Source organism: Bradyrhizobium sp. 172, from assembly GCF_023101065.1.
Lineage (GTDB): Bacteria > Pseudomonadota > Alphaproteobacteria > Rhizobiales > Xanthobacteraceae > Bradyrhizobium > Bradyrhizobium canariense_D.
The window spans coordinates 63990-85756 of record NZ_CP064701.1 but is presented as its reverse complement, the minus strand read 5'-3'; the positions used below and the strand labels follow the sequence as shown (position 1 = coordinate 85756).

At 63.5% G+C, this 21767-nt stretch carries 20 protein-coding genes and 2 tRNA genes; 5 read left to right on the top strand and 17 right to left on the bottom strand.

The genetic code is table 11. From position 1 onward, the window contains the following. Nucleotides 1-83 precede the first annotated feature (83 nt). Nucleotides 84-620 carry an inorganic diphosphatase gene (gene ppa, locus IVB07_RS00410; protein ID WP_007604168.1) on the top strand — a complete coding sequence of 179 codons (537 nt, stop codon included), beginning with the start codon at nt 84-86 and terminating at the stop codon, nt 618-620. A 37-nt stretch (nt 621-657) separates the two neighbouring features. Here the strand turns inward: ppa and folD are convergent, their stop codons facing one another. Genes folD through IVB07_RS00395 form a run of 3 tightly spaced genes read right to left on the bottom strand, consistent with a single transcriptional unit; the run spans nt 658 to nt 2208 of the window. Beyond that, on the bottom strand, nt 658-1542 hold the full coding sequence (gene folD / locus IVB07_RS00405) for a bifunctional methylenetetrahydrofolate dehydrogenase/methenyltetrahydrofolate cyclohydrolase FolD (RefSeq protein ID WP_018459745.1): 885 nt from the start codon (nt 1540-1542) through the stop codon (nt 658-660). A gap of 10 nt (nt 1543-1552) precedes the next feature. Next, on the bottom strand, nt 1553-1897 hold the full coding sequence (locus IVB07_RS00400) for a DUF167 domain-containing protein (RefSeq protein WP_018459744.1): 345 nt from the start codon (nt 1895-1897) through the stop codon (nt 1553-1555). Between the two features lie 20 nt (nt 1898-1917). Continuing rightward, nucleotides 1918-2208, bottom strand: a complete 291-nt coding sequence (locus IVB07_RS00395) for a YggT family protein (protein WP_007598721.1) — start codon at nt 2206-2208, stop codon at nt 1918-1920. 204 nt (nt 2209-2412) lie between these two features. On the opposite strand from IVB07_RS00395, the gene IVB07_RS00390 reads away from it, so the two are divergent. Next, a tRNA-Ala gene (locus IVB07_RS00390) sits at nt 2413-2488 on the top strand. 108 nt (nt 2489-2596) lie between these two features. Here IVB07_RS00390 and IVB07_RS00385 read toward each other — a convergent pair. From IVB07_RS00385 to IVB07_RS00355, 7 genes are all read right to left on the bottom strand, one after another. After that, entirely contained in the window at nt 2597-3409 is an 813-nt protein-coding gene (locus tag IVB07_RS00385; protein ID WP_018459743.1) for an enoyl-CoA hydratase, read from the bottom strand. A gap of 109 nt (nt 3410-3518) precedes the next feature. Then, complete coding sequence (locus tag IVB07_RS00380; protein WP_026233871.1) at nt 3519-4313, bottom strand: glutamine amidotransferase; 795 nt, start codon at nt 4311-4313, stop codon at nt 3519-3521. A gap of 127 nt (nt 4314-4440) precedes the next feature. After that, nucleotides 4441-5220, bottom strand: a complete 780-nt coding sequence (locus tag IVB07_RS00375) for an SDR family oxidoreductase (RefSeq protein ID WP_026233870.1) — start codon at nt 5218-5220, stop codon at nt 4441-4443. A 231-nt stretch (nt 5221-5451) separates the two neighbouring features. After that, nucleotides 5452-5940, bottom strand: coding sequence for a TerB family tellurite resistance protein (locus IVB07_RS00370; RefSeq protein ID WP_247767435.1), 489 nt, complete (start codon nt 5938-5940; stop codon nt 5452-5454). Between the two features lie 287 nt (nt 5941-6227). Further along, complete coding sequence (locus IVB07_RS00365) at nt 6228-7637, bottom strand: adenylate/guanylate cyclase domain-containing protein (protein ID WP_018459739.1); 1410 nt, start codon at nt 7635-7637, stop codon at nt 6228-6230. 50 nt (nt 7638-7687) lie between these two features. Then, nucleotides 7688-9055 (bottom strand): cytochrome P450, encoded by a 1368-nt coding sequence (locus IVB07_RS00360; protein WP_018459738.1) that lies wholly within the window; start codon nt 9053-9055, stop codon nt 7688-7690. A 34-nt stretch (nt 9056-9089) separates the two neighbouring features. Beyond that, entirely contained in the window at nt 9090-10457 is a 1368-nt protein-coding gene (locus IVB07_RS00355) for a twin-arginine translocation pathway signal (protein ID WP_018459737.1), read from the bottom strand. Nucleotides 10458-10607: 150 nt separating this feature from the next. Here IVB07_RS00355 and IVB07_RS00350 point away from each other — a divergent pair, with 150 nt between their 5' ends. Next, nucleotides 10608-12296: an MFS transporter gene (locus IVB07_RS00350; protein ID WP_018459736.1), complete on the top strand. Its 1689-nt coding sequence runs from the start codon at nt 10608-10610 to the stop codon at nt 12294-12296. A 24-nt stretch (nt 12297-12320) separates the two neighbouring features. Here IVB07_RS00350 and IVB07_RS00345 read toward each other — a convergent pair whose 3' ends face one another. Together IVB07_RS00345 and IVB07_RS00340 are read right to left on the bottom strand one after the other, a co-directional pair. Continuing rightward, complete coding sequence (locus IVB07_RS00345; RefSeq protein ID WP_018459735.1) at nt 12321-12533, bottom strand: hypothetical protein; 213 nt, start codon at nt 12531-12533, stop codon at nt 12321-12323. A 180-nt stretch (nt 12534-12713) separates the two neighbouring features. Then, nucleotides 12714-13025, bottom strand: a complete 312-nt coding sequence (locus IVB07_RS00340) for a hypothetical protein (protein ID WP_018459734.1) — start codon at nt 13023-13025, stop codon at nt 12714-12716. A gap of 255 nt (nt 13026-13280) precedes the next feature. Here IVB07_RS00340 and IVB07_RS00335 point away from each other — a divergent pair, with 255 nt between their 5' ends. Then, nucleotides 13281-14327: a polysaccharide deacetylase family protein gene (locus IVB07_RS00335; RefSeq protein ID WP_247295801.1), complete on the top strand. Its 1047-nt coding sequence runs from the start codon at nt 13281-13283 to the stop codon at nt 14325-14327. A gap of 75 nt (nt 14328-14402) precedes the next feature. Here the strand turns inward: IVB07_RS00335 and IVB07_RS00330 are convergent, their stop codons facing one another. Beyond that, nucleotides 14403-14786 (bottom strand): hypothetical protein, encoded by a 384-nt coding sequence (locus IVB07_RS00330; protein WP_018459732.1) that lies wholly within the window; start codon nt 14784-14786, stop codon nt 14403-14405. A 523-nt stretch (nt 14787-15309) separates the two neighbouring features. Between IVB07_RS00330 and IVB07_RS00325 the strand changes: the two genes are divergently transcribed. Beyond that, nucleotides 15310-17328, top strand: a complete 2019-nt coding sequence (locus IVB07_RS00325) for a hypothetical protein (RefSeq protein WP_157643122.1) — start codon at nt 15310-15312, stop codon at nt 17326-17328. Between the two features lie 194 nt (nt 17329-17522). Here IVB07_RS00325 and IVB07_RS00320 read toward each other — a convergent pair. The 4 genes from IVB07_RS00320 to IVB07_RS00305 all read right to left on the bottom strand — a co-directional run bounded on the left by IVB07_RS00320 (nt 17523) and on the right by IVB07_RS00305 (nt 21613). After that, nucleotides 17523-17598, bottom strand: a tRNA-Thr gene (locus IVB07_RS00320). A 100-nt stretch (nt 17599-17698) separates the two neighbouring features. Beyond that, a complete protein-coding gene (locus IVB07_RS00315) occupies nt 17699-19498 on the bottom strand; it encodes a heme biosynthesis HemY N-terminal domain-containing protein (RefSeq protein WP_018459703.1) in 1800 nt (599 codons plus the stop codon). Nucleotides 19499-19534: 36 nt separating this feature from the next. Further along, nucleotides 19535-20797 carry a hypothetical protein gene (locus IVB07_RS00310; RefSeq protein WP_018459702.1) on the bottom strand — a complete coding sequence of 421 codons (1263 nt, stop codon included), beginning with the start codon at nt 20795-20797 and terminating at the stop codon, nt 19535-19537. A gap of 69 nt (nt 20798-20866) precedes the next feature. Continuing rightward, the gene (locus tag IVB07_RS00305) at nt 20867-21613 is read right to left on the bottom strand and encodes a uroporphyrinogen-III synthase (RefSeq protein WP_018459701.1); all 747 of its coding nucleotides are present in this window, start codon (nt 21611-21613) and stop codon (nt 20867-20869) included. Nucleotides 21614-21767 lie beyond the last annotated feature (154 nt).

Here is a 21767-nt window from a genome sequence, read left to right as displayed (position 1 = left end):
TGGATCAGCGGGCCAAGCCCGCGTATGACAGCGCCAAAATCGCTGCCGGGTGCGATTTAACCTCGGCAACAACGGAGCCTTGAATGCGTATCGATGCGGTCTCGATCGGGAAAAACGTCCCTCACGACGTCAACGTCATCATCGAAGTCCCCGTGGGCGGCGAACCGATCAAGTACGAGATGGACAAGGAAGCCGGCACGCTGGTGGTTGACCGCTTCCTCTACACGCCGATGCGTTACCCCGGGAACTACGGCTTCATTCCGCACACGCTGTCCGACGACGGCGATCCCTGCGACGTCCTCATCATCAACACCCGCGCCATCATTCCCGGCGCGGTCATGAGCGTGCGCCCGGTCGGCGTGCTGTTCATGGAAGACGAAGCCGGCGGCGACGAGAAGATTCTTGCGGTGCCGTCGTCGAAGCTGACGCAGCGCTATGACAAGGTGAAGTCGTATTCCGACCTGCCGGACATCACGCTCCAGCAGATCCAGCACTTCTTCGAGCACTACAAGGATCTCGAACCCGGCAAGTGGGTGAAGATCCTGCGCTGGGGCGGCCCCGAAGATGCGCACAAGCTGATCCTCGAAGGCATCGATCGCGAGAAAAAGAAGAAGGCCTGAGCTCTGCTCCCTCGCCCCGCTTGCGGGGCGAGGTGAACTACACCGCCGGCTTCGGCAGCCCTGCAATCGCGCAGGCCGCGCGCAACGTGTTCACGAGCAGGCAGGCGACTGTCATCTGACCGACGCCGCCCGGTACCGGCGTGATGGCGCCAGCCACGGCGAGCGCTTCCTGATAGGCAACATCGCCGACGAGACGCGTCTTGCCGTCGTCCCTCGGAATCCGGTTGATGCCGACGTCGATCACGGTCGCCCCCGGCTTCAGCCAGTCGCCGCGCACCATCTCGCACTTTCCGACGGCGGCATAGACGAGGTCTGCGCGCCTCACGAGCCCGGGCAGGTCACGCGAGCGCGAATGCGCGATGGTCACCGTGGCGTTCTCGTTCAGCAACAGCTGCACCAGCGGTCGGCCGACGAGGTTGGAGCGGCCGATGACGATGGCGTTCATGCCTTCAAGCGAAGCATGCACGCTCTTGGTCAAAATGATGCAGCCGAGCGGCGTGCAGGGCGACAGCGCCTCGAAACCGCCGGCGAGGCGGCCGGCATTGTTCGGATGCAGCCCGTCGACATCCTTGGCGGGGTCGATGGCATTGACGACCGCCTCGGTATTGAGGCCCTTGGGCAGCGGTAGTTGCACCAGAATACCGTGCACGGCGGGATCGCGGTTGAGTTTTGCGACCAGCGCCAGGAGATCTGCTTGCGAGACGTCGGCCGGCAGCTTGTGCTCGAACGAGGCCATGCCGGCGGCCTGGGTCTGGGTGTGTTTCGACCGGACATAGACCTCGCTCGCCGGGTCGCTTCCGACCAGGACCACCGCAAGGCCCGGAACCAGATTGTGCTCGCGCTTGACGCGTGCGACCTCGTCGGCGACGCGGGCGCGAAGTTCTGCGGCGATGACTTTTCCGTCGATGATCTTGGCGGTCATGTCAGTTCCCTCAGTCTGTCGATTTGGCTGATGCGAGCTGGCGCAGGGCTTCGCCGAGCCGCGCCGGATCGCCGTCGACCGCGATCTGCTTCAGCCGCGAGGTCGCTCCCGACAGGAGTTTGACGCTGGCCTTGGGCACGCCCAACGATTTCGCCAGCAGCACCAGAACGGCCTTGTTGGCCTCGCCGCCATCTGCGATAGCGCGCACCCGCACCTTGAGCACGCTGCGGCCATCGGAGAGCTGCTCGATCCCGTCGATGTCGTCGCGGACGCCGCGCGGCGTCACCCGCAGCGCGATGCTGATACCTGCGGCCCCGTAACGCCAAGGTTCCTTGATGACAAGGTTCTTTGGCAACCCAGGGCGCTCCAGCTTGCTTAGATCACGTTCGGGTAGATGTAATACAGGATCACCCGCTCGATGAACATGATGAGCAGGATCAGGATGATCGGCGAGATGTCGAGGCCGCCGAGGCTGGGCAGGAAATTGCGAATCGGAGCCAGGACCGGCTCGGTGATTCGGTACAGGAACTCCGCCACCGCCGAAACGAACTGGTTGCGGGTGTTCACGACGTTGAAGGCGATCAGCCAGGACAGGATCGCGGACGCGATCAGCAGCCAGACGTAGAGGTCGAGCACGATGATGACGATGTCGAGAACGGCACGCATGGCTTTTGAAGACTCTGACTTTTGAAAATTCTGGCTGCGGTCGGGATTGACGCCTGCTGCTAGATATCGGTTCCCCCCGGTCCAAACAAGGGAAGTCGGTGCCGGGATGGCTAAAACCGGGTTACACCCGTCCTTGACTTGACCTTGGCGGGGACTTAAATGGCGCCCGGTTGTCGGCCGCATTGACCAGAGCGGCCTACAAAAGGGGCCATAGCTCAGCTGGGAGAGCGCGTCGTTCGCAATGACGAGGTCGGCGGTTCGATCCCGCCTGGCTCCACCACGCTTCGCCCTTCGGGCTACGCGTGGCGCAGCCGCGCGGAGCTCGAGGGGCGAAGCGTGGTGTCCGGCGTAGCCCGCAGGGCGAAGACGGACTGCCCCTTAAGCTTCCCTACTTCCCCGTAAACCTCGGCGGCCGCTTCTCCATGAAGCTCGCGACCCCCTCCCGGAAATCGCTGCCGTTCAGCGCCACCATCATGTCCCGGTTGGCTTCGATCGTCGCCTCCGCCAGCGTCTGGAACGGCACCTCGTAGAGCTGCCGCTTGATCACGGCCATCGCGCTCGGCGAGACGAAATCGGCGAGGTCGCGCGCATAGGCATAGGTCTCCTCGCGCAGCTTCTCGGGCGAGCAGAGCCGGTTCACCAGCCCGATCCGCAGCGCCTCGTCACTCGAAACGCGGCGCGCCGAGAGCAACAGATCCATCGCGTTGGCGTGGCCGACGATTCGCGGCAGCATCCAGCTGATGCCGTGCTCGGCGATCAGACCACGCCGGGCGAAGGCGGTGGTGAACACGGTGTTGTCGGCGGCAAAGCGCAGGTCGCAATAGAGCGCGTGGACGAGGCCGATGCCGGCGGTCGCGCCATTGAGCATGGCGATGACAGGCTTTCCGATCGACGGGTAGAAGCCATGGCGCGTCTGCCAGTCCGGCCGCCGGTTCATGTCGAAGGGCGGCAGGTTCGACGCGCGCCTGACATCATCGGGGTCGAGCCCCTTCAATGCGTCCATGTCGGCACCGGCGCAGAAGGCGCGGCCCGCGCCGGTGATCACGATGACGCGGACATTGTCATCGGCGCTCGATGCTTCCATCGCATGGCGCACGTCGCGCTCCATGATCGGCGTCCACGCATTCATGCGATCGGGACGGTTGAGCGTGATGGTCGCGACCTTGTCGCTGACCTCATAGAGAATGTGTTCGTAAGCCATGGTGCTCTCCCTTTGTTTGCCGGCGCAGTTTCGCGCGCGCTCGTTGACATGAGCCTAGCATATCAAGGGATGAGACAAGGGCTTGTGCCAACGGCCTGGGAGGGCGCGATCACTCGGCGGCTTGCGCCAGCAACGGCCGACGCGCCAGCCAGCCGTCGATGAATTGATCAAGCCAGGCCCGTTCCGCGGCATCGTAGACGGCACGGTCCGCGAAGTGATGATGCCGCTGCCGCGCGCCGGGCGCGCTGAGACCGTCATAGCCGCGCGTGGTCCAGCAATGCATCATGGCGTAGGTCACGTCAGGATGAAACTGCACGCCGAAAGCGTTGCCGGTGCGGAACGCCTGCACCGGAAAATCATCGCCTTCGGCAAGCAGTTCAGCGCCAACCGGCAGCTCGAAGCCTTCGCGATGCCAGTGATAGACCCGTGCCGGCCAATTCGGGCAGAGCCCGTGTCCCGCGGGTGTCGGGCGGATCGGGTAGTAGCCGATCTGGGTCAGCGCATCGGCATGCGGCGCGACGCGGGCTCCTAACTGCTTCGCGAGCATCTGCGCGCCGAGGCAGATGCCGAGGAACGGCCGCTGTTCGCGGAGCGGAATTTCGATCCAGTCGATCTCGCGGCGGATGTAGTCGTCGGGATCATTGGCGCTCATCGGACCGCCGAAGACCACAGCGCCGGCATGCTGGTCGAGGGTCTCAGGCAGCGGATCGCCGAGGCGGGGACGGCGGATGTCGAGGCGGTGGCCAAGGGCGCGCAGCGCATTGCCGACGCGGCCGGGCGTCGAGGATTCCTGATGCAGGATGATCAGAACCGGCAACCGGGTTTCGAAGGCGGCGACATCAGGCGTCCTTCTGGGGAAGGGCACCACATCTGCGCCACCAAATCTGTCCGTCCGGAACGACATGGTCTTTGCGACTGCTATCGGTTCTGACCGCCAGCATAACTAAGCGATCGTTAATTTCGTGTGAGTTTGCGCACACACACTCCCGATAGAAAGCAAGCTCCGGGCCACGACCGACCGAGAGCTCCCTCTAGCGTCTTTGTCTCTGAAACCGGCTGGTGGCGGACAGGATGAAGCCGCGCGGGAAGAAGCGCAGCGCGAATGGCACAATCTTGATGCCCAGACCGGGGAGCACGGCCCGCTTGTTGGCCATCAGGCCGCGATAGGCCTGTCGTGCGACCTCAGCGGCAGGAACATTGAGAAGGGCCGTATCATGTCCGGACCCAACGCCGGCGCGCGCCTGGAATTCGGTGGGCACCGGGCCCGGGCAAAGTACGGTGACGCGAACGCCGTGCGGTGCAAGCTCCGCCCGCAAGGCCTCGGTGAAGGAAATGACATAGGCCTTGGACGCGTAATAGACCGCCATGCCGGGGCCGGGCAGATAGCCGGCGACCGATCCGACGTTGAGAAGGCCACCCTTGTTCCTGATCAGCTGATCGGCAAAGCGCAGCGACAGATCCGTCAGAGCCCGGACATTGACATCCACTATGCCGACCTGCTCGACGCGGTCGCGCTCAATTGCGTCGCCGAACACGCCGAAGCCGGCATTGTTGACGAGATGATCGAGCTCGACGCCTTCGGCAGCGAGTGCGGCGGCGATCTTCTCGCCGGCATCCGCATCCTCAAGATCGCAGGCGATCACGATCGGCTTTTTGCCACCCTTGGCAGCGAGCTCGTTTGCGAGCGCCTCGAGCCGGTCCGCGCGTCGCGCCGTCAGCGCAAGACGGTGTCCGTTCGCGGCGAACACACGCGCTAGCTCCGTGCCGATGCCCGCCGAGGCACCGGTGATCAACGTTACCCGCTCAGTCACGATCGAGATCTCTTGAATTGAAGTTTTTTTGGCGCCGCAATGCTGGAACGAGAGCATAGGCCGTGCGCGACAGGCAAGCGGCGTCCACCGCATAGCCACCTGAGCGGGAAACGGGGGAAGCAGGAAAACCCCGTTTTTACAGGAGAAAACCGGAACCAGGGCAGCCCCGAGGCTACATTAAAGTTTCGTCATGTGGTCCGCACAACCGCCAATTGGCGGTATTGGCAGTGATCACCCGCCGACCGCGCTGTCCTTGACCTGACCACCGGCACGATCTGCGACCGCGTGCTTCAGGTCGATCCGGTCGCGTTGCGAAATCCCGAGCAGGTCGGAGGCACGCCAGACCACATTATCCTCGAACTCGGTAACCTGGCCATCGGCATAGACCAGCTCCCACATCATCTGGACGACCCGCTTGCGGCCCTCTTCGTCGAGCGAGCGCATCATGATGCTGGTGAAGTGATAGAGGTCGACCGCCTCGCCCTCGACCTCCGTCGCATCCGCGATCAGACGATCCGCGGTGCCGCGATCGAGCCCAAAGTGGCTTTCGATCAGGCTGTGCAATTTGCGCTGCTCGGCAGCCGTCGGCTGGCCGTCCAGCGAGATCACGTGAACCAGCAGCGCGGTCGCCGCCAGCCGGTAATCACCGTCACCGAAAGCGCGGTCCTGGGCACGGGGAGCAACAATGTCGGCGATGAATTGGCGCAGGCCGTCGAGCATAAGGTCCTACCGAAATCGATGAAGCCGCGGAGCGCGACCGCTACCAGCATTATATGAGTAGGAAATTCAACCGGCGCAACGTGCGTCAGTTCCGCGCGTCGCATTACGTTTCGGCAATCTGAGTCTGTGATTTTGGAGTAGGGCAAGGCAAGTGCGCACATGTGGTCCCGGCGAAGGCCGGGACCCATAACCACAGGCTGCGGTTTGGCGAAGGCTTTGGTAACGACCATCCAGCCTGTTTCGGAAATCACGCGGTATGGTCCCGGCCTTCGCCGGGACGACACCAGTCACGGTATCTCGTACACCACCATCTTGTCGGCGATGCCGCGCAGTGCGGCCTGCTTCTGGATCGGCCTGATTTCGCGCTGCTTGAGGACTTCGGCAACCGCCGGCGCATCCAGCACCGGGCCGGTGATGTGAATCTCCTGCGCGGTCGAGAGGCTCTGCACGCGGGCGGCGATGTTGACGGTCTGGCCGAAATAATCCTGCCGCTCGTTCAGCATCACCGCGAGGCACGGACCTTCGTGGATGCCGATCTTGACGATGAGATCGGCAGTACCGCGCTTTTTGTTGAGCTCGTCCATCGCCGCGCGCATCCGCAAACCCGCTGCGATCGCATGCTCGGGACGGACGAAGGTCGCCATCACGGCGTCGCCGATGGTCTTCACCACCGCGCCTTTCTCGGAGGAGATGATCTCGAGCAGCGCATGGAAATGCGCGCGCACGAGGTCGAAGGCGGCAAGATCGCCGACGCGCTCATAGAGCGCGGTCGATCCCTTCAGATCGGTGAACAGGAAGGTCAGCGAGGTGATCTGGAGCCGCTGGTCGAGACTGAGATTGTCCGCCTTGAACACATCACGAAACGTCTGGTTCGACAGCATCCGCTTGGCGGTCAGGAACGGCTTGCGCTTGCCGATGAGGTGATGGAGCGCCTCGGCCGCGATGAACACCGACGGCAGCACGCGTACGCCGGCCTGGTTCTCCAGCGACAGCCGCAGCGGGCCCGGCCGCATGGTCGTGGTTCCCGTCGGCGCCTGCACCCTGTTGTACATGATGGCGAGCTGCTGACGGTCCTTGGTGGGCTCGCCCTGCACGTCGATGAAATGCGCCGCGTGCGTCACCGGTTCGAAGATGATGATGAAATCGTCCGGCAGTTGCAGCGACATGGTCGCCTTCTCGCCGGCCGGGAGCTCCATCGTGTCCAGCGTCACCTCGTTGGCGAGCGTCGCAAACGATTCCTTGTTGAAGTCGACGCCGGAACTCCAGAACACCTGCTTGAAGTACTCCCACACCGGAAGCGTATCGGGATCATGCGCCGCAATGCGCCGGACACGTGAATTGACGGTGAAGGAGACTTCGACCTGATCATCGACGGAGGCCTTGTAGCCGCAGGCGCACAGCGCACAATGATAATTGTCTGGCTTGAGCGCCTTCAGGGTCGAGTGCGCACCCAACACGCCGCCGCAGCCCGGGCACAGCACATTCCAGCCCAGATCGAACAGGCCGAGCCGCGCCGAATGCAGGAATGCCGAGATCGCGTGCTCTTCATCGAGACCGTGCTGCTTCGCGAAATCGAGTACATTGACGCGGTTGAGCTCGTGATCTTCGCCGTCCTCGATGAGGCGCGCGATCGCGTCGACCACTTTCGCATCGGCGGTCTGCTTCAGAACGGAAAACTGGGCCTGGATATCGCTCATGGCGCAACTCTATCTGGAGTGGATCACGCCGTCGGCCAGGCGAACGCCTGTCACCGACGCGTGATGCGGAACAGCGGCGACCGGTCCGGCTGGGTCGTGACGACGCCGAGCGGAATGACAGGGCTGGTATCGGCAAGCTCGACACGGAACGCACCGATCAGCCGGGCCAGCGCCAGCACGGATTCGGCTTGCGCGAAGGGGGCGCCGACGCAGACGCGCGGACCCGCGCCAAAGGGCAGATACGCGAATCGATCGGGCGCTTCCGTGGACATGAAGCGTTTTGGAATGAACGCGTTCGGCTGATCCCACAGCTTCTCGTGCCGGTGCAGCAGCCACGGTGCGATCATGATGATGTCGCCCTTGCCGATGGCGACGCCGGCCGCGTTGTCCTTCTCGCGCGCGGCCCGGGCGATCAGGAAGGCCGGCGGATAAAGCCGCATGGTCTCCTCGATCACGGCGCGGGTGAACTTCTGCCGATCGATGTCGGCCATGCTGTCGAGGTGCTCGCCGCGGGTCTCGGAGGCGATCTCCTCCTGCGTATCGGGATCGAGCGCGAGCAGATAGAGCGCCCAGAACAGCGCGGTCGCCGTGGTCTCGTGACCCGCGAGGATCATAGTCGCGACTTCGTCGACCAGTTGTTCGTCCGAAAAGCCCTTGCCGGTTTCAGGGTCACGCGCCTCGTCCATGAGATCGAAAAGATCGCGCGGCGGCGCGCCGTCTTTCTTGCCCATCTCACGCCGCTCGGCGATCAGCATCGCGACGAATTCGGTCCAGCGCTTGCGGAAACGGGCGCGGGCAAAATCCATCGGACTCGGCCAGGACAGCGGCAGCACCATGTCGAGCAAGTACGGCCGTCCGAGTCGGGCTCCATACTCCATGACGAAGTTGCGCAAGGTCAGACCATGCCGGTCCATGCCGAACGAGAACATGGTGCGGCCGGCGATCTCCAGCGTCATGCGCTGCATGATCTCGCGCAGATCGACCGGCTCGCTCGTTCGCCCGTCGAGCTTTGCGATGGTCTCGTCGAGCACCGCCGTCATGTGCGGAACGAGATTTGCTGTCGCACGCGGCGTGAACGCCGGCGCGAGGGTGCGGCGCTGAAACGTCCACGAATGGCCCTCCGCAATCAGAAGACCGTCGCCGAGCACGGGACGAAGCATGCGGATGCCCGCCGGAGTACGCGAATAATTCTCGTAATTGCTGAGCAGGACATGCCGGATCGCATCCGGCCGGTTCAGGATGAAGCTGTTGCGGAAGAAGAAGCGGCCTTCAATGACGTCTTCCTCATAGGCGCGCTGCCCCCAGGTCGCGATCATATTCCGCTTGATCACGGCAAGCCGGCCGAGGAACGACATGTCGTCGGGCGCTCGCGGCGGCGTCGGAGGGACGATGGGCCGACGCACGCTGGCGATGTTCATGGCTCTCTCCCGGAGGGGTGGCGCAGGCAGTTAGCTAGTAAGTCAGCTCGGCAATCGCAATCCTGTTCTCGGAGGCAGGCCAGGCGCGTGCCACAATTCGTTCTTCGTTGAATTCGGCCACGATGTTACGCCCGACCTCGCCGGCCGGAAGGCGCAGTGTTGCTGTCGAATCCGTGGGCACACCCGATTTGACGTCCGCCGGCTCCTTGCCGTCGAGCAGCACCACGTCCCGCGGCAGGCCGAAATAGCCGCGCGGACGCGACATGATCACGACGGCCCCGGCGTCCTTGTCCGCGGGACCGAGCGGGCGCGCGGCGCGCAGGTGAACGACGTCGGACGAGCGCGGGAAGGGCGAGCGGTAGATGTGCGTCGTCGGCGCATCCGGCGCTGCGAGGGCGAATTCGAGCGACCAGGAAGGTTCGACCTGCGCCGGTCCCCAGCGGCCGTCGGCACCGGTCTTCGCGCTGTGCACGGCGCTGCCCTTGCGCTCACCGGTTTCAGGATCAACCCGAAAGATATCGACGGTTGCACCGGCCACCGGCCGATTGGTCGGCGCACCGCCCGGTGTGCCCGTCACGAGGCCGCTCAGCCTGACGCTCTGCTCCGGCACAATCGAGATTCGCGCGGGCTCGCGGCCGGCAATGAACTTATAGATCTCGCGGAAGGCTCGGGGGTGAAACGCCACCTCGCGATGATCGAGTGCGCCCAGCACGAGGTTGGTGGCCCCCTTCAACTCCGGACCTTCGACGCTGACGCCGGTCGGCGTGCCGGGCTTGCCGATGAAGCGGCCATCGGCCTGCGCGTATTTGTCCATGCCGTCGCTGCGCAAGGTCAGGAAGGCAACACCCGGCGTCACCTCACTCTCGCCCTCGTTCAGGCCGAGCAGGAACGCGCCGCGGCCGTTGAACTCGCTGTTGGGCTGGTCGTCAGTCGCGAACACGCCGTGATTGGGCGTGCCGCACAGCACGGCGTGGCTGACATCGCCGGCGCCGCCGTTCTTGATGACGTTGCGGATGGCATAGCCGCCGCGCGAGCTGCCGACCAGCGCCACGCGGGCGGCGCCGGTGCTGCGCTTCAATTCGGCTATGGCGGCGGCGAGCTCGCGGCGCTGGTCCTCGGTCGAGGAGCGGCCCGCCTGCTCGACCTTGTCGTCACTTCGCGCATTGGGATCGTTGAAATTGATCGCATGCATGCGATCGCGCGCAATGCCGTTGGATTCCATCCGCCACAAGGTCGTCATCCAGAGCGCGTCGTAGTCGCCATTGCCGTGGACGAACAGGATTGGCGGCACCTCGCTCGGCGCAGTGGGTGCGGATTGAGCCAATGCGCCCGTGCGCAAGCTCGCAATTGCGAAGGGCAAGCTGCCGGCACCTTGCAAGATCATCCGTCGTGACAGCTTCATCTGTTCCTCCCCGGCAAAAGCATCTCTGTGCACCGCTTATACCGGCCTAACCACTGGACAGCGAAGGACTTTCGCGGGCATCACTGAACTTGCCGAAATCGCCCAAAGACCACGCCGACGCCACTTCTGCCAGCCCATTTGGAAGGGGATATGACCGAGCAGACGAACCGTCAGAAAATTGACGCCGACGGCATCATGGCGCCGCTACGGTACACCGTGTTCCGGCGCATCTGGCTCGCCAGCCTGCTCTCCAATCTCGGCCTGCTGATCCAGGGCGTGGGCGCCGCCTGGGCGATGACGCAGATGGCGGCCTCGGCGGACAAGGTGGCGCTGGTACAGACCGCCCTGATGCTGCCGATCATGCTGATCTCGATGCCGGCGGGCGCCATCGCCGACATGTATGACCGCCGTATCGTCACCCTGATCGCGCTCATGATCGCGCTGACTGGCGCGACCGCACTCACGGTCCTGGCCTGGCTCAACTTCATTTCCCCGGAAACGCTGCTCGCCTTCTGCTTCGTGGTTGGCAGCGGCAACGCACTGTTCGGTCCGGCCTGGCAGTCCTCGGTCAGCGAGCAGGTGCCGCCCGATGCACTGCCGTCAGCCGTCGCGCTGAACGGCATCAGCTACAACATCGCCCGCAGCTTCGGCCCTGCGGTCGGCGGTGTCATCGTCGCCGCACTCGGTGCTGTCGCGGCGTTCGCGTGTAACGCGATCCTCTATTTGCCGCTGTTGGTGGTGCTGCTGCTCTGGCGGCGCAACACCGAACCCTCGCGCCTGCCGCGGGAGAAGCTCAACCGCGCCATGGTATCGGGCTTCCGCTACATCACCAATTCGCCGCCGATCAAGATCGTGCTGTTGCGCACGCTGGTGATGGGCCTGATTGGCGGTGCCATCATGGCGTTGATGCCGCTGGTCGCACGTGATCTGCTGCATGGCGGCGCGCAAACCTACGGCATCATGCTCGGCGCCTTCGGAATGGGCGCTGTGATCGGCGCGCTCAACATCCACGAATTGCGCAAGCGCATGAGCGGCGAAGCCGCGATCCGCGCCTGCACCATCTCGATGGCGTTTGCGATGGCCGCTCTCGCCGTGAGCACCGAGCCGGTGCTGACCGCGGCTGCGCTGGTGCTCGCCGGCGCGGTCTGGATGGCCGCCATCGCGCTGTTCAATATCGGCGTGCAGCTCTCGGCGCCGCGCTGGGTCGCCGGCCGCTCGCTCGCGGCGTTTCAGGCTTCGATTTCCGGCGGCATCGCGATCGGCGCCTGGGGCTGGGGCCATCTCACCGACTATGCCGGCGTCGAGGTAGCGCTGCTGACGGCCGCCGGCCTGATGCTGATCTCGCCGGTGCTCGGAATCTGGCTCACGATGCCGCGCGTCGGCGCCCGCAACGAAGACGCCGATCTGCTGGCCGATCCGGAAGTCAAATTGTCGCTCACGGCGCGCAGCGGGCCGCTGGTGGTCGAGATCGAATACCGCGTCGCCCAAGAGAACGCCCGCGCCTTTCACAACGTGATGCAGGACGTGCAGCTCTCTCGCCAGCGCAACGGCGCCTATGGCTGGTCGATCGCGCGCGACATCGCCGATCCCGAATTGTGGACCGAGCGCTATCATTGCCCGACCTGGCTCGACTATCTGCGCCAGCGCAACCGCTCGACCCAGTCCGAACGCGCGCTGCATCAGGAGGCGATCGATTTCCACATCGGCCCGGATCCGGTGCGGATCCGCCGCATGCTCGAGCGTCCGTTCGGCTCGGTGCGCTGGAAAGAGGAGACGCCGGACCAGGCAGCAAGTGAGGTGCTGCCCGTGGTCGCCACTGCGGCGGGAAGCAGCACTTAGGTTTTGCGAGTCCGTAGCGACGTCTTACTGCCCGTGATCCGTCAGCACCTTGTCGCAGCCCTTGGTGAGCCGCGTACGGTTCTGCTTGAGGCAGGCGAGCACGGCGCCATCGCCATTGTTCATCACCGGACGGCAGAAGCGCGTGACGTCGCGCGCGCAGGCGTCGTGACCGGGCTGCTGCGCTGACGCAGTCGATGCAAACAGGATCAATGGAATGATGCAAAGAAATCTGGTCATCGCGTAATGCCTCTTACCCGGAAGATGTGCGGGCGAAGCTAGAGCGACGATCCCGAAGCCGCAACGGCTTTATTGGCAGACGGGCTTGCGCCGCCGCGGCGCTCCGGCATCACGCCGGGGCACATCGCGAGGGGAGCTAACCGACGCAACGACGCTATCGTTGCTGTTACTGATCGACTCTTATTGACTGTCCTGGGCGTCAGCGACCTTGCGTGACGCGCCGCCCTTGGCGAGATCCTTGTCCATCACCGCACGGCAACCGGCGCTCAGATCCGAACGATGCTTCATCATGCACGCCGTGATCTTCGGGATGTTCGGGATTTCCGACGAGCACAGGCGGAAAGCGTCGCCGGTGCACTGCTGCTGCGCTTCGGACGAGAAGGCGAAGCTCGAGCCGGTCGAGGCGATCGAGAGGATGGCGGCAAAGCCCAGAGCCAGGCTGACGTCGCGGATCTTGCTACTTAAGGACTTGATGTTCAGCGAGTTGGTCATTTGAAGCTCCCATTGGCACCGCGGAAGCGGGCCCGCCGTTGTTGATGGGATTGACCATGCTCCAGCAAAACAGTTCCGACTGTGATGACGGTCACGGGAGGCTCACCCTCTGTGACCTCGGTCACGCTGGCGCACCTCGCTGAAATTCCTCCATATCCGCTGTCGTGTTGGTGTCACGTTAACTGTTCCTTCGCATTAATGGCTCGTCGAGCGGGAAATTCCGCCGGTTTGGTTGCGTAATTGGAAAGAATGGCGATGCGTAATGCGTTGGGCCTGATGCTGGCCAGTGTAGTTGCGGCGGTCGTGATTGCCGCCGGCGGTTGGTTTTATTATTCCTCGCGCGCCGACCAGGCCGCTCCCAAGACGATTGCCGCCCGTGCCGCCGATCCATTGCCGGCACAGGCGAAGCTCGCCGCCAAGGACGACGTCGCGATCACGGCCGCGATTGCGGCCAAGCCGGCGGCAGCCGCCTCGGCGCCCGCACCCGCGCCGATGCCGGTTCAGCAGAAATCGACCTGCGCCAATCCCAACGCGCTCGGCGTCTCCCGCGTGGTCGAGATCGACACCACCGGCGGTCCGGGCTTCGGCTTCGATCATTTCAAGCAGTTCGACTTCCTCACCGACAAGGAGGTCGTGCTGACGTTCGACGACGGCCCCTGGCCGGTCAACACGCCCGCCGTACTGAAGGCGCTCGCGGACGAATGCGCCAAGGGCCTGTTCTTCTCGGTCGGCAAGCATGCGACCTACCACCCGGAGATCCTGCGCCAGGTGCTGGCCCAAGGCCATACGGTCGGCACGCACACCTGGTCGCACGTCAATCTGAACGGCAAGAAGATGACCGAGCAGATGGCCAAGGACGAGGTCGAAAAGGGCATTAGCGCGGTGAAATACGCGCTCGGCACCAACCCGGCGCCGTTCTTCCGCTTCCCGCAGCTCCAGCACAATCCGGCGATCGTGAGCTATTTCGGCACCCGAAACGTCGCGATGTTCTCGACCGACATCGACTCCTTCGATTTCAGGAAGGGCGCCACGCCGGAGAAGATCATCGAGACCGTGATGACCAGGCTCGACAAGCTCGGCAAGGGCATCATCCTGATGCACGACTTCCAGAAGCACACCGGCGAAGCCATGCCCGCGCTGCTCGCGCGGCTGAAGGCCGGCGGCTACAAGATCGTGCAGATGAAGGCCAAGACGACCCTCCAGTCGCTGCCGGAATATGACGAGGCGCTGCTGAAGGACCTAAAGGTGCCGACCTCGAGCGCGCGTCCGATCGGGAGCGTGGTGCAGACGGTTTCGCAGTAACGCGCCCGATCAGATTCAAAACTCTCGCGTGATGGCCGGGCTTGTCCCGGCCATATCCTTTTGAGAGCGGGCATCTTACCAGTAGATGCCATGGCGATGCAGCTCGCTGATGATGCGGCCTTCGGTCCAGCTGCGCTTGTGCTTCGGCTTGTCTGCCTTGGCCGTTGTCTTCGCGGCGGGTTGCGTCGTCGTCGCGGGCGCTGAGGCCGTCGTGGTCGTGGGTGTGGCAACCGCCGCGGGCGCATTGAGCGACACCGCCGGCGGGCGATCGAGATATTTCGGAGCTTCGGCGGCAGGCGCTGCTTCGCTCACCTGCGTCGGCGCGGCGGCAAGCGCCGGCGTCGTTTGCTGAACCGAAGCCGGCTCGCTCACCGCGGACAGCGACAGGCTGCGCGGGCCTCCGGCCTGGGCAGAGGCAGAGACCAGCACCATGGCGGTCACCAAAATGATCTTGCGCATATGAAATCTCCCCGTGTTTGGCGTGAGCTGGACACTAGGGGAGCCGATTGCGAGTTTATGTGATCACGATCACTCAGGGTGGCGCTCGATCCCGAACGCGTCCGTTGCGATGGAACGGCAGCTCTCTGTGCGATAGTTGTGGACGCTGCGAACGACAACTATAGTTGGCCGTCCTCGCTGATCTTCGAATTGTCTAATGTATAAGGTCTTTCCACATATGAAGGAAGGCGAGTCTACACCGTCTCGCCCGCAGTCAACTGCCGCTCGGGATGGTCATCGTGCGGAAGCACCCCGCTCTAGTCCGCTAGGGCGAACCTCTGAACCACCCACAAAGCTGAGCGACCCAATTAGCGAGTCGCGATGGCACAAATTCGGCCGCGTCGCCCTTGGGTACCGCCGTCGCGCCCATGCGACGTACATCAAAGCGCTACTGTCTACAGACCTGCGCCTGCAACGAACGATCCAGCAAGTCGCCTCCAAAGGATCAACGCTCCTCGCGACAATTGTGTCCGTGATAATCTCGGTGCTCTTCTACACCATCGCTGACAGCACGGATATCAAAGCAAGTGAGATGCACTTAGCCGCCGCCCAAATAATTGGCGCTGCGCTTGCGCTAGTTTTGTCTCTTTCAATTATTCCTGCGCAACGCGCCGCCGAATTATTTTCTATCTCTGTTTTGCAGCAGTTCGCTAAGGATCGTGCTCTTCTCGGCGTTTTTTTGATTTTGGTGGCGACTACGATGCTCTCGCTCTTGCTGGGGACGCGGTGGTCCGTCCGGCTCGATCCGAAGATGTCCCTGGTGCTGCAATTCCTTCTTCTTGGAATATCATTCGATGCTCTGCGCCGCTTCTACGTTTCAACACTTAACCTGCTTGCACCAGAGTCGGCCATCCGACAAATCGTACGGGTCAGCAGCGCGCAGATTCGCAGGATAGGACGAGCTGCTGAGAAGGTGGTCGCAATTCAAGTCGTTGCTAACGGCGCGCCGAGTAAGATGGATCAGACACTCCACGCACAAACAATTGTGCGCACGCGCTTACCTCAAGGACTCCAACACTCGATTGCGCAACTTGAGGAATTTGCGCACCGTTTCATTGCTCGCCGCGACTCGAATGCGACCATCGAAACCCTCGGCGCGCTTGAAACTATCGCTACCGAATACTCAGACCTACGAAAGAAGAGCATAACGCTTCATGTAGATCCCAAATTTCCATTTGCTGGATACCTGAGCGACGTATCGGACGTATTGAATCCCATCTACGAGAGCATACTGCACATCATAGAGGACGCGATTGCCGCCAAGAACGAGCGAGTTGTGCAACATTCAATCTCGTCAATGGGCCGGATGACATTGCAGGCTATGTCTGTTGTCGCGCCCGGCGCGGCAGAGCAGAGAGTAGCGCCGCTGGCCTATAGTGCTTGCTTTTACCTTCACCGCGCGGCGCGTTTGGTGCTTGCGGCCAACATGCCCGACGCAAAATTGCGTGCTATTTCCAGTTTCGGAGCCGTGCTTCAAAACCGCTCGACTGATGTGGGCTCTACGGAAACAACAATGGAGGCGAACGAGGCGCTCTTTGACATTGCTGTGGATGGATACGGTAAGTCGGATCAGATTTCGGTGTTCCGCTCGTTTGAAGCCATTCTTTTCGCGGTCCGTTTTGAAATCGAGAACGACTTGTTCGAAGTAGGGTCGCTAAAATCGACGTTAGACCAAATTTCCGAACTAATTCCGTCCGAGATATTGGCTGACGCCGCAGGTAAACGCCGTTTACACGTTTTCCCGGCTTACGCACTCGGCTTTGAAGCTAGCATCCCGGCGCTGGTCGAAAGCATCGCGGCAAAGATCAAGGTTGATCCAGAGCGGCCATGGAACGATCCCTTCGCCGATCTATCTGAGGCCGCGGAAGAAGTCCGCGGGCATTACCGACGCCTGTCGAGTATCGATTTTCAAGGCACCCTATTGGCCAAATGGGTGCTGGACTCCCTCGATGCGATTCTGAAAGTGCTCATGCGCCAGATCGCGCATCCACCTTCAGGTGCAGAGGAATTTATCTCGACGGTTGTGGATGACCTAAAGCCACTCATAACTTGGGTGGGAGGATTTTTTCCTGCTGATCGTCCTGCAAAGGGACACCACTTGTCCGACGCGACGGCCAATCTTGCGGTCTTTGGACTCGATGCGCTCGACAAAGGCTGGCCCGACATCGCGCAGACCTGCGCAGAAACAATCGAAAGAATTGCTGATAACGTCGGGGGAAAGATCAGCGCCTATAACTTGGCCGACATACATGTCGATCTAGAAGTTATTGCCCGAGCCGGTGAAAGGACAGCCGGAAAAGCGTTTGCTGCAAACGTTCGATCCATGATCTCTCTGCCCGCAAATCTCGACCAAGATAGTCAAAAGCATCACCTTGAAGCGCGGGCAACACGGTTTGCCCAATTGGACGAAGCTGTATCAAAGGCAGGCCGTCGGCCGTACTCAATGAAAGCCGATCCTGCCGAGCGCCTGCACGCGTTCTTTGAAATTCATCCGCAGCGATAGTGCATGCCCGGCGGTGATAGCGAGGATCGATGCAATGGCGACGGATGATGACCGCAAGCTAATAACCGCCGCGCGAGACGCGCTGCACCTGAAGCAGACGCCTGCAACCTCTCGACACCCGTTCGGCGCGAGGCTGTCACCCATGTCTTAGGTACGTTCCGTTACCCATGTCTTCGGGCCGGACACTGGGGCGCTGGTGCCGCAAGAGGGATTCGAACCCCCGACCCCGTCATTACGAATGACGTGCTCTACCAACTGAGCTATTGCGGCGAACCTTGCCGGGGCCCGCGCGAGGCCGGTCCCGTTACGCGCGCTCCTGATATCGGGCATGGCCCGAATTGGCAAGGTGGCGCCGGCTCCCAAATGCCGCTCACCCGCCCCAGCGAGACCAGAATCCGCGCCAGCCGCCGGCCTGGGCCTTTGCGTGGTCCCTGGGCGTGCCGATTTGTTCCGTAAATTCATCGCTCGGACCCTCGTCATCGATCCCGGGATCATCAGGCGCGCGGACGATCGGGATGACGGCGGGAATAGGCGCTGGTGCCGGCTTGCCAAGGTCGGCGCGGGTCCGGAACACCGGCGTTGCCGCCGCGGACGATGATTCGGCGATCTCAGGGGCCGGTTTGAGCGGCTCGGCAGGCGTGACGACCGGCTCTTCCTTGACGGTTTCTTTGGCGGTCTCCTCGACGGCTTCCTTTAAGATTTCCTGGGCTTCAAGGGGCGGCGAATTGTCCTGCGGAGCGGGCACCGGATCCGGCGCCATGACAGCCGGTTCCACCGGGCTCTCGCTCGGGGCCGCCGTCACCCGCTTCGGCGGCGGAGCCGCCAGCATCGCTTCCTCGAAGGCCGAGGATTCGATCATGGCGCCTTTGTCGGAAGGAAGACTCGCGACTGGCGTTTGCCACTGGAAGGCGTCAAGACGGCCGGTGACCGGGGAAACCGGACGCCAGCGGTCGCTGACATAACCGTCCGCAGTCCAGGCCGGATCATGGCGGGCGCGCACCGCGCGCAAGGTCCAGGCGCGGGCCCGGCCGCCGTCACCATGCTCGGTCCGCTCGATCTCGGCCATCAGCATCGCCACGCGCTGGGTGGGATCGTTGACGTAAGGCGCCAGCACCGCGCGCGCACGGGCAAACTCGGACGCATCGATCGCGGCGCGCGCGATCGCCAGCTGGCCCTCGATATAGCCAGCATTGTCGGCAGAAATCTTGGCCGCAAGCGTCTCGACCCGCTGCAGGCGCTGCCGCGCGGAATCGCCGAGCTTCACATGCGCATAGGCATCCGCAAGATCAGGATGCGGATTGGCGAGCCAGGCGGTTTCCACCAGCTTCATGGCGCGGCGCACCTGATGCGCCTCGCTCTCGAATTTTGCAGCGAGCACTGCGGCCGGAACCAGGGTCGGCGCGAGCTTGACCGCCTGCATCACGCTCTCGCGCGCGACGTCGCGGTCCATTGTTTCCAATTCCAGCGCGCGGGCGGCGAGCAGCACGCCGCGCTGGCGGCGATAGGCCTGCTTGTCGATCAGGCCCGCGGACAGATTCGAATCGAGGATCGCGAGCGCGCCGCTCCAGTCGCCGCGCGCGCAGCGGAAGCCGAGCACCGCATGCGAGGCCCAGGTCGAGGACGGCGACAGCTTGATCGCTTCCTCGGCGATCATCACGGCGCCGACCGCATCGTCGGCGCGCTGCGCCTCGATGAACAGGCCGCGCAGGCCGAGCAGGCGCGTGTCCTCGCGCTCGGCCATGGCACGGAAGACGCGCTGGGCCTCGTCGCGATTGCCCTCGAGCTGCGCCGATTGCGCATGCAAGAGAAGCGCGAGCGGATCGTTTGCAGCCAGCCGCCGCGCGGTATCGGCGTGGCGACGGGCAAGCGCGGTGTCGCCATGGCCGATCGCAAGCAGGCCGTGGGTGATGGCGTGGCGGCCGCGAGCATGGCGCTTTTCGTGACGACGGCGGCGCAGACGCCCCGGAGCGCGCCAGGCCATCGTCAGCAGGCTCCAGACCAGCACGACTGCCGCGGCAAAGAGACCAAGCAAGAACACGAAGCGGGGAAGCGTCGTTGTGGCGCGGAAAGCGCCCGCAGTCAGGACGAGGTCGCCGGGCTGATCGGCAACCCAGGCCGCGCCGGCCGCCGCCAGTGCGATCAGAACGAGGAAGAGGACGATGCGAAGCATGACGATCCCTATACGCGCTGATTGTTGCGCGAACCTTTATTGACCAGGCTTGACGAGATCCGCCATGGCGGCGTCGGCGAATTTGCGTGACGCGGCGAGCGCGGCGTCACGGGCATCGGTCTTGTCGAGCCAAGCTTGCGCCGGTGCACGATCGGCCTCGGGCAGCGTTTTCAACTCGCGCCGCGCCTCGACGAAATCGTTGCGCAACGCAGCCGCCGTCACCCGCGCGACGATCGCGCCGCGATCGTTGCCGACCCCGTCGGTACGCTCGATGCGGACGAGTTTCGACGCCCCCGCCTGAAGGCGCTCGACGATTCCGGTGCCGCTGGCCGGAGCTTCCGCCGGCGGCGACAATTTTGGCACGATGTTGAGGAGCTCGCGACTCAAGGCGACCGGCGTCGGAATGCCTGACGACGCAAAGGTGTCGAGCGGCTTCAGCATCTCCGGCTTTGCTGCCAGCGACCGCGCGGCGGCGAGCTGCGACTCGTAGGCATCGCCATGGCGAACGGCGACGTCGAGCAGGGCCGCCGCCACCACATGGCGCAGCGGCTTGTCGTCCATCGTTTTCGCGTCGGCGATCTTCTCGCTTTGCTGTGCGAGTTCCGCACGTTCGGTCTTGCTGGCACGTTCGAGCTGAGCGAGGCGGTCGTTGAGAGCGGCAAGATCGGGCGCGGCAGCGCGCGGCGCCGATGTCGCGTCGTTTAGGGCGCTGGCAGTCTTGTCGGATTGTGCGCGCAGATTGGCGATCTCGCTGCGCAGGCTCGTTGCGGATTTCTCCAGCGCATCGATCCGCGCCACCATGGCCGGATCGGCGGCCGGCTTGCCCGTCTTGGCTTCGACCGCGGCCACGCGCCCGCTCAGCGCCTCGACGGTTGCGCCCGTCACTTGCGGAGCAGCCGGCGGCGCCTGCACGGCAGGCCAGCCCAGCATCCAGCCGACCGCGATCACGATTGCGGCTGCGACGGCGCCGGAGAACGCAGCGATAACCCAGGGTGAAATCGACGGCGATACCGACGCGGACGCAACGGAAGACTCTTCTTCGGCAGGTTCGGGCTGCGGCGCGGCAATAGCTTCTTCGGACCTTACCTCTTGAGACTTTTCCTCTTGAGACTTGCCCTCTTCAGATTTGGCTTGCTCATGCGCGGCCTGTTCGGTCGCTGCCCCAGCCTCAGGCTCGCCCGTCACCTGCTGCGGCTGAGTCGAGACTTCCGTCGCCTCGAGGTCGATGGTGGGCGGGATGCGCTTGGCGCGGCCGGACTCGGGAGCCAATCCTGCGTCTTCAGGCTTGTCGTCGGCCATCGTGACGGTTCCTCACACTTACCTGCCCTGAACGAACGGACCCGATTGCGTCGGATTCGGCCCGACCTCTTACGCCAAACGGGTGCGCAAAGCACGCTCCAAGGTGTCAAATAAGGCATTTTCGTCCGGCGTCGCCGCAACCAGAACCTGCGAGGCACCGGCCTCGCGCAGTACGCCGGCGACCGGCTCGGACAGGCAGCACTGCGGGATCGCCAGAGCCGAGATTTCGACACCTTCCGCCCGCGCGGCCTCCAGGAAAGCCCGCGCGCTGCGCCGGGAGTAGTGCAGCACCGCCTCGATCCCATGGGCGGCAAAGCCTTCACAGACATCGCGCGGCAACAGCTTGACTGGCGCCATGCGATAGGTCGTCTGCGTGATGACGATGAAGCCTTCGGCGCCCAGCTCCCCGCCGAGGTCGCGCGACAGATCCGCGCCCGCGAGATAGAGCAACGTGCTCTTTTTCTTCAGCCGCTTGTCGCGCGCGCTCTGCATCACCTTGTCGCGCAGGGCAGCGGCATCGCCACCGGCGACGATCACCTCGGCAAAACCGGCATCGCGCCCGGCGGCAGCCGTGTGCTCGCCGACCGCGAACAGCGGCAGCTGCAGGAGACCAAGGTCCGGTAATTGCGATGCGACCCCACGGATCGCATTGGCCGATGTGACAATGACGGCGCTGTAGCTCGTTTCACTCTCGTCATGGAAGGCGACCGGCTCGAACTTGAGCACCGGCGCGAGCAGCACCACATGACCCCGTGCACGCAGATTTTCCGACGTCGCCTCATTGTCGGGATGCGGCCGTGTGACAAGAATGGACATCGCTTGTGTTCCCGAACCACGTGGCGGTGGCGCTTTCACGAGGAACGGCAGCGCGTGACGATTGCGTTGGCCGACCCCGGAATGCTACCGGACGTACCAGAACTCTGCTTTGCGGATGAGCGCAAGGGGGCGGGAAGGGCGCAAATTGGATAAC

Coding starts and splice junctions, on each gene's coding strand:
- IVB07_RS00350 (WP_018459736.1), top strand. CDS start 10,608: ATGACCGAGCAGACGAACCGTCAGAAAATTGACGCCGACGGCATCATG.
- IVB07_RS00305 (WP_018459701.1), bottom strand. CDS start 21,613: ATGTCCATTCTTGTCACACGGCCGCATCCCGACAATGAGGCGACGTCG.
- IVB07_RS00330 (WP_018459732.1), bottom strand. CDS start 14,786: ATGCGCAAGATCATTTTGGTGACCGCCATGGTGCTGGTCTCTGCCTCT.
- IVB07_RS00360 (WP_018459738.1), bottom strand. CDS start 9,055: ATGAACATCGCCAGCGTGCGTCGGCCCATCGTCCCTCCGACGCCGCCG.
- IVB07_RS00385 (WP_018459743.1), bottom strand. CDS start 3,409: ATGGCTTACGAACACATTCTCTATGAGGTCAGCGACAAGGTCGCGACC.
- IVB07_RS00370 (WP_247767435.1), bottom strand. CDS start 5,940: ATGCTCGACGGCCTGCGCCAATTCATCGCCGACATTGTTGCTCCCCGT.
- IVB07_RS00395 (WP_007598721.1), bottom strand. CDS start 2,208: ATGCGTGCCGTTCTCGACATCGTCATCATCGTGCTCGACCTCTACGTC.
- IVB07_RS00310 (WP_018459702.1), bottom strand. CDS start 20,797: ATGGCCGACGACAAGCCTGAAGACGCAGGATTGGCTCCCGAGTCCGGC.
- IVB07_RS00340 (WP_018459734.1), bottom strand. CDS start 13,025: ATGACCAACTCGCTGAACATCAAGTCCTTAAGTAGCAAGATCCGCGAC.
- IVB07_RS00345 (WP_018459735.1), bottom strand. CDS start 12,533: ATGACCAGATTTCTTTGCATCATTCCATTGATCCTGTTTGCATCGACT.
- folD (WP_018459745.1), bottom strand. CDS start 1,542: ATGACCGCCAAGATCATCGACGGAAAAGTCATCGCCGCAGAACTTCGC.
- ppa (WP_007604168.1), top strand. CDS start 84: ATGCGTATCGATGCGGTCTCGATCGGGAAAAACGTCCCTCACGACGTC.
- IVB07_RS00355 (WP_018459737.1), bottom strand. CDS start 10,457: ATGAAGCTGTCACGACGGATGATCTTGCAAGGTGCCGGCAGCTTGCCC.
- IVB07_RS00315 (WP_018459703.1), bottom strand. CDS start 19,498: ATGCTTCGCATCGTCCTCTTCCTCGTTCTGATCGCACTGGCGGCGGCC.
- IVB07_RS00380 (WP_026233871.1), bottom strand. CDS start 4,313: ATGTCGTTCCGGACGGACAGATTTGGTGGCGCAGATGTGGTGCCCTTC.
- IVB07_RS00365 (WP_018459739.1), bottom strand. CDS start 7,637: ATGAGCGATATCCAGGCCCAGTTTTCCGTTCTGAAGCAGACCGCCGAT.
- IVB07_RS00335 (WP_247295801.1), top strand. CDS start 13,281: ATGCGTAATGCGTTGGGCCTGATGCTGGCCAGTGTAGTTGCGGCGGTC.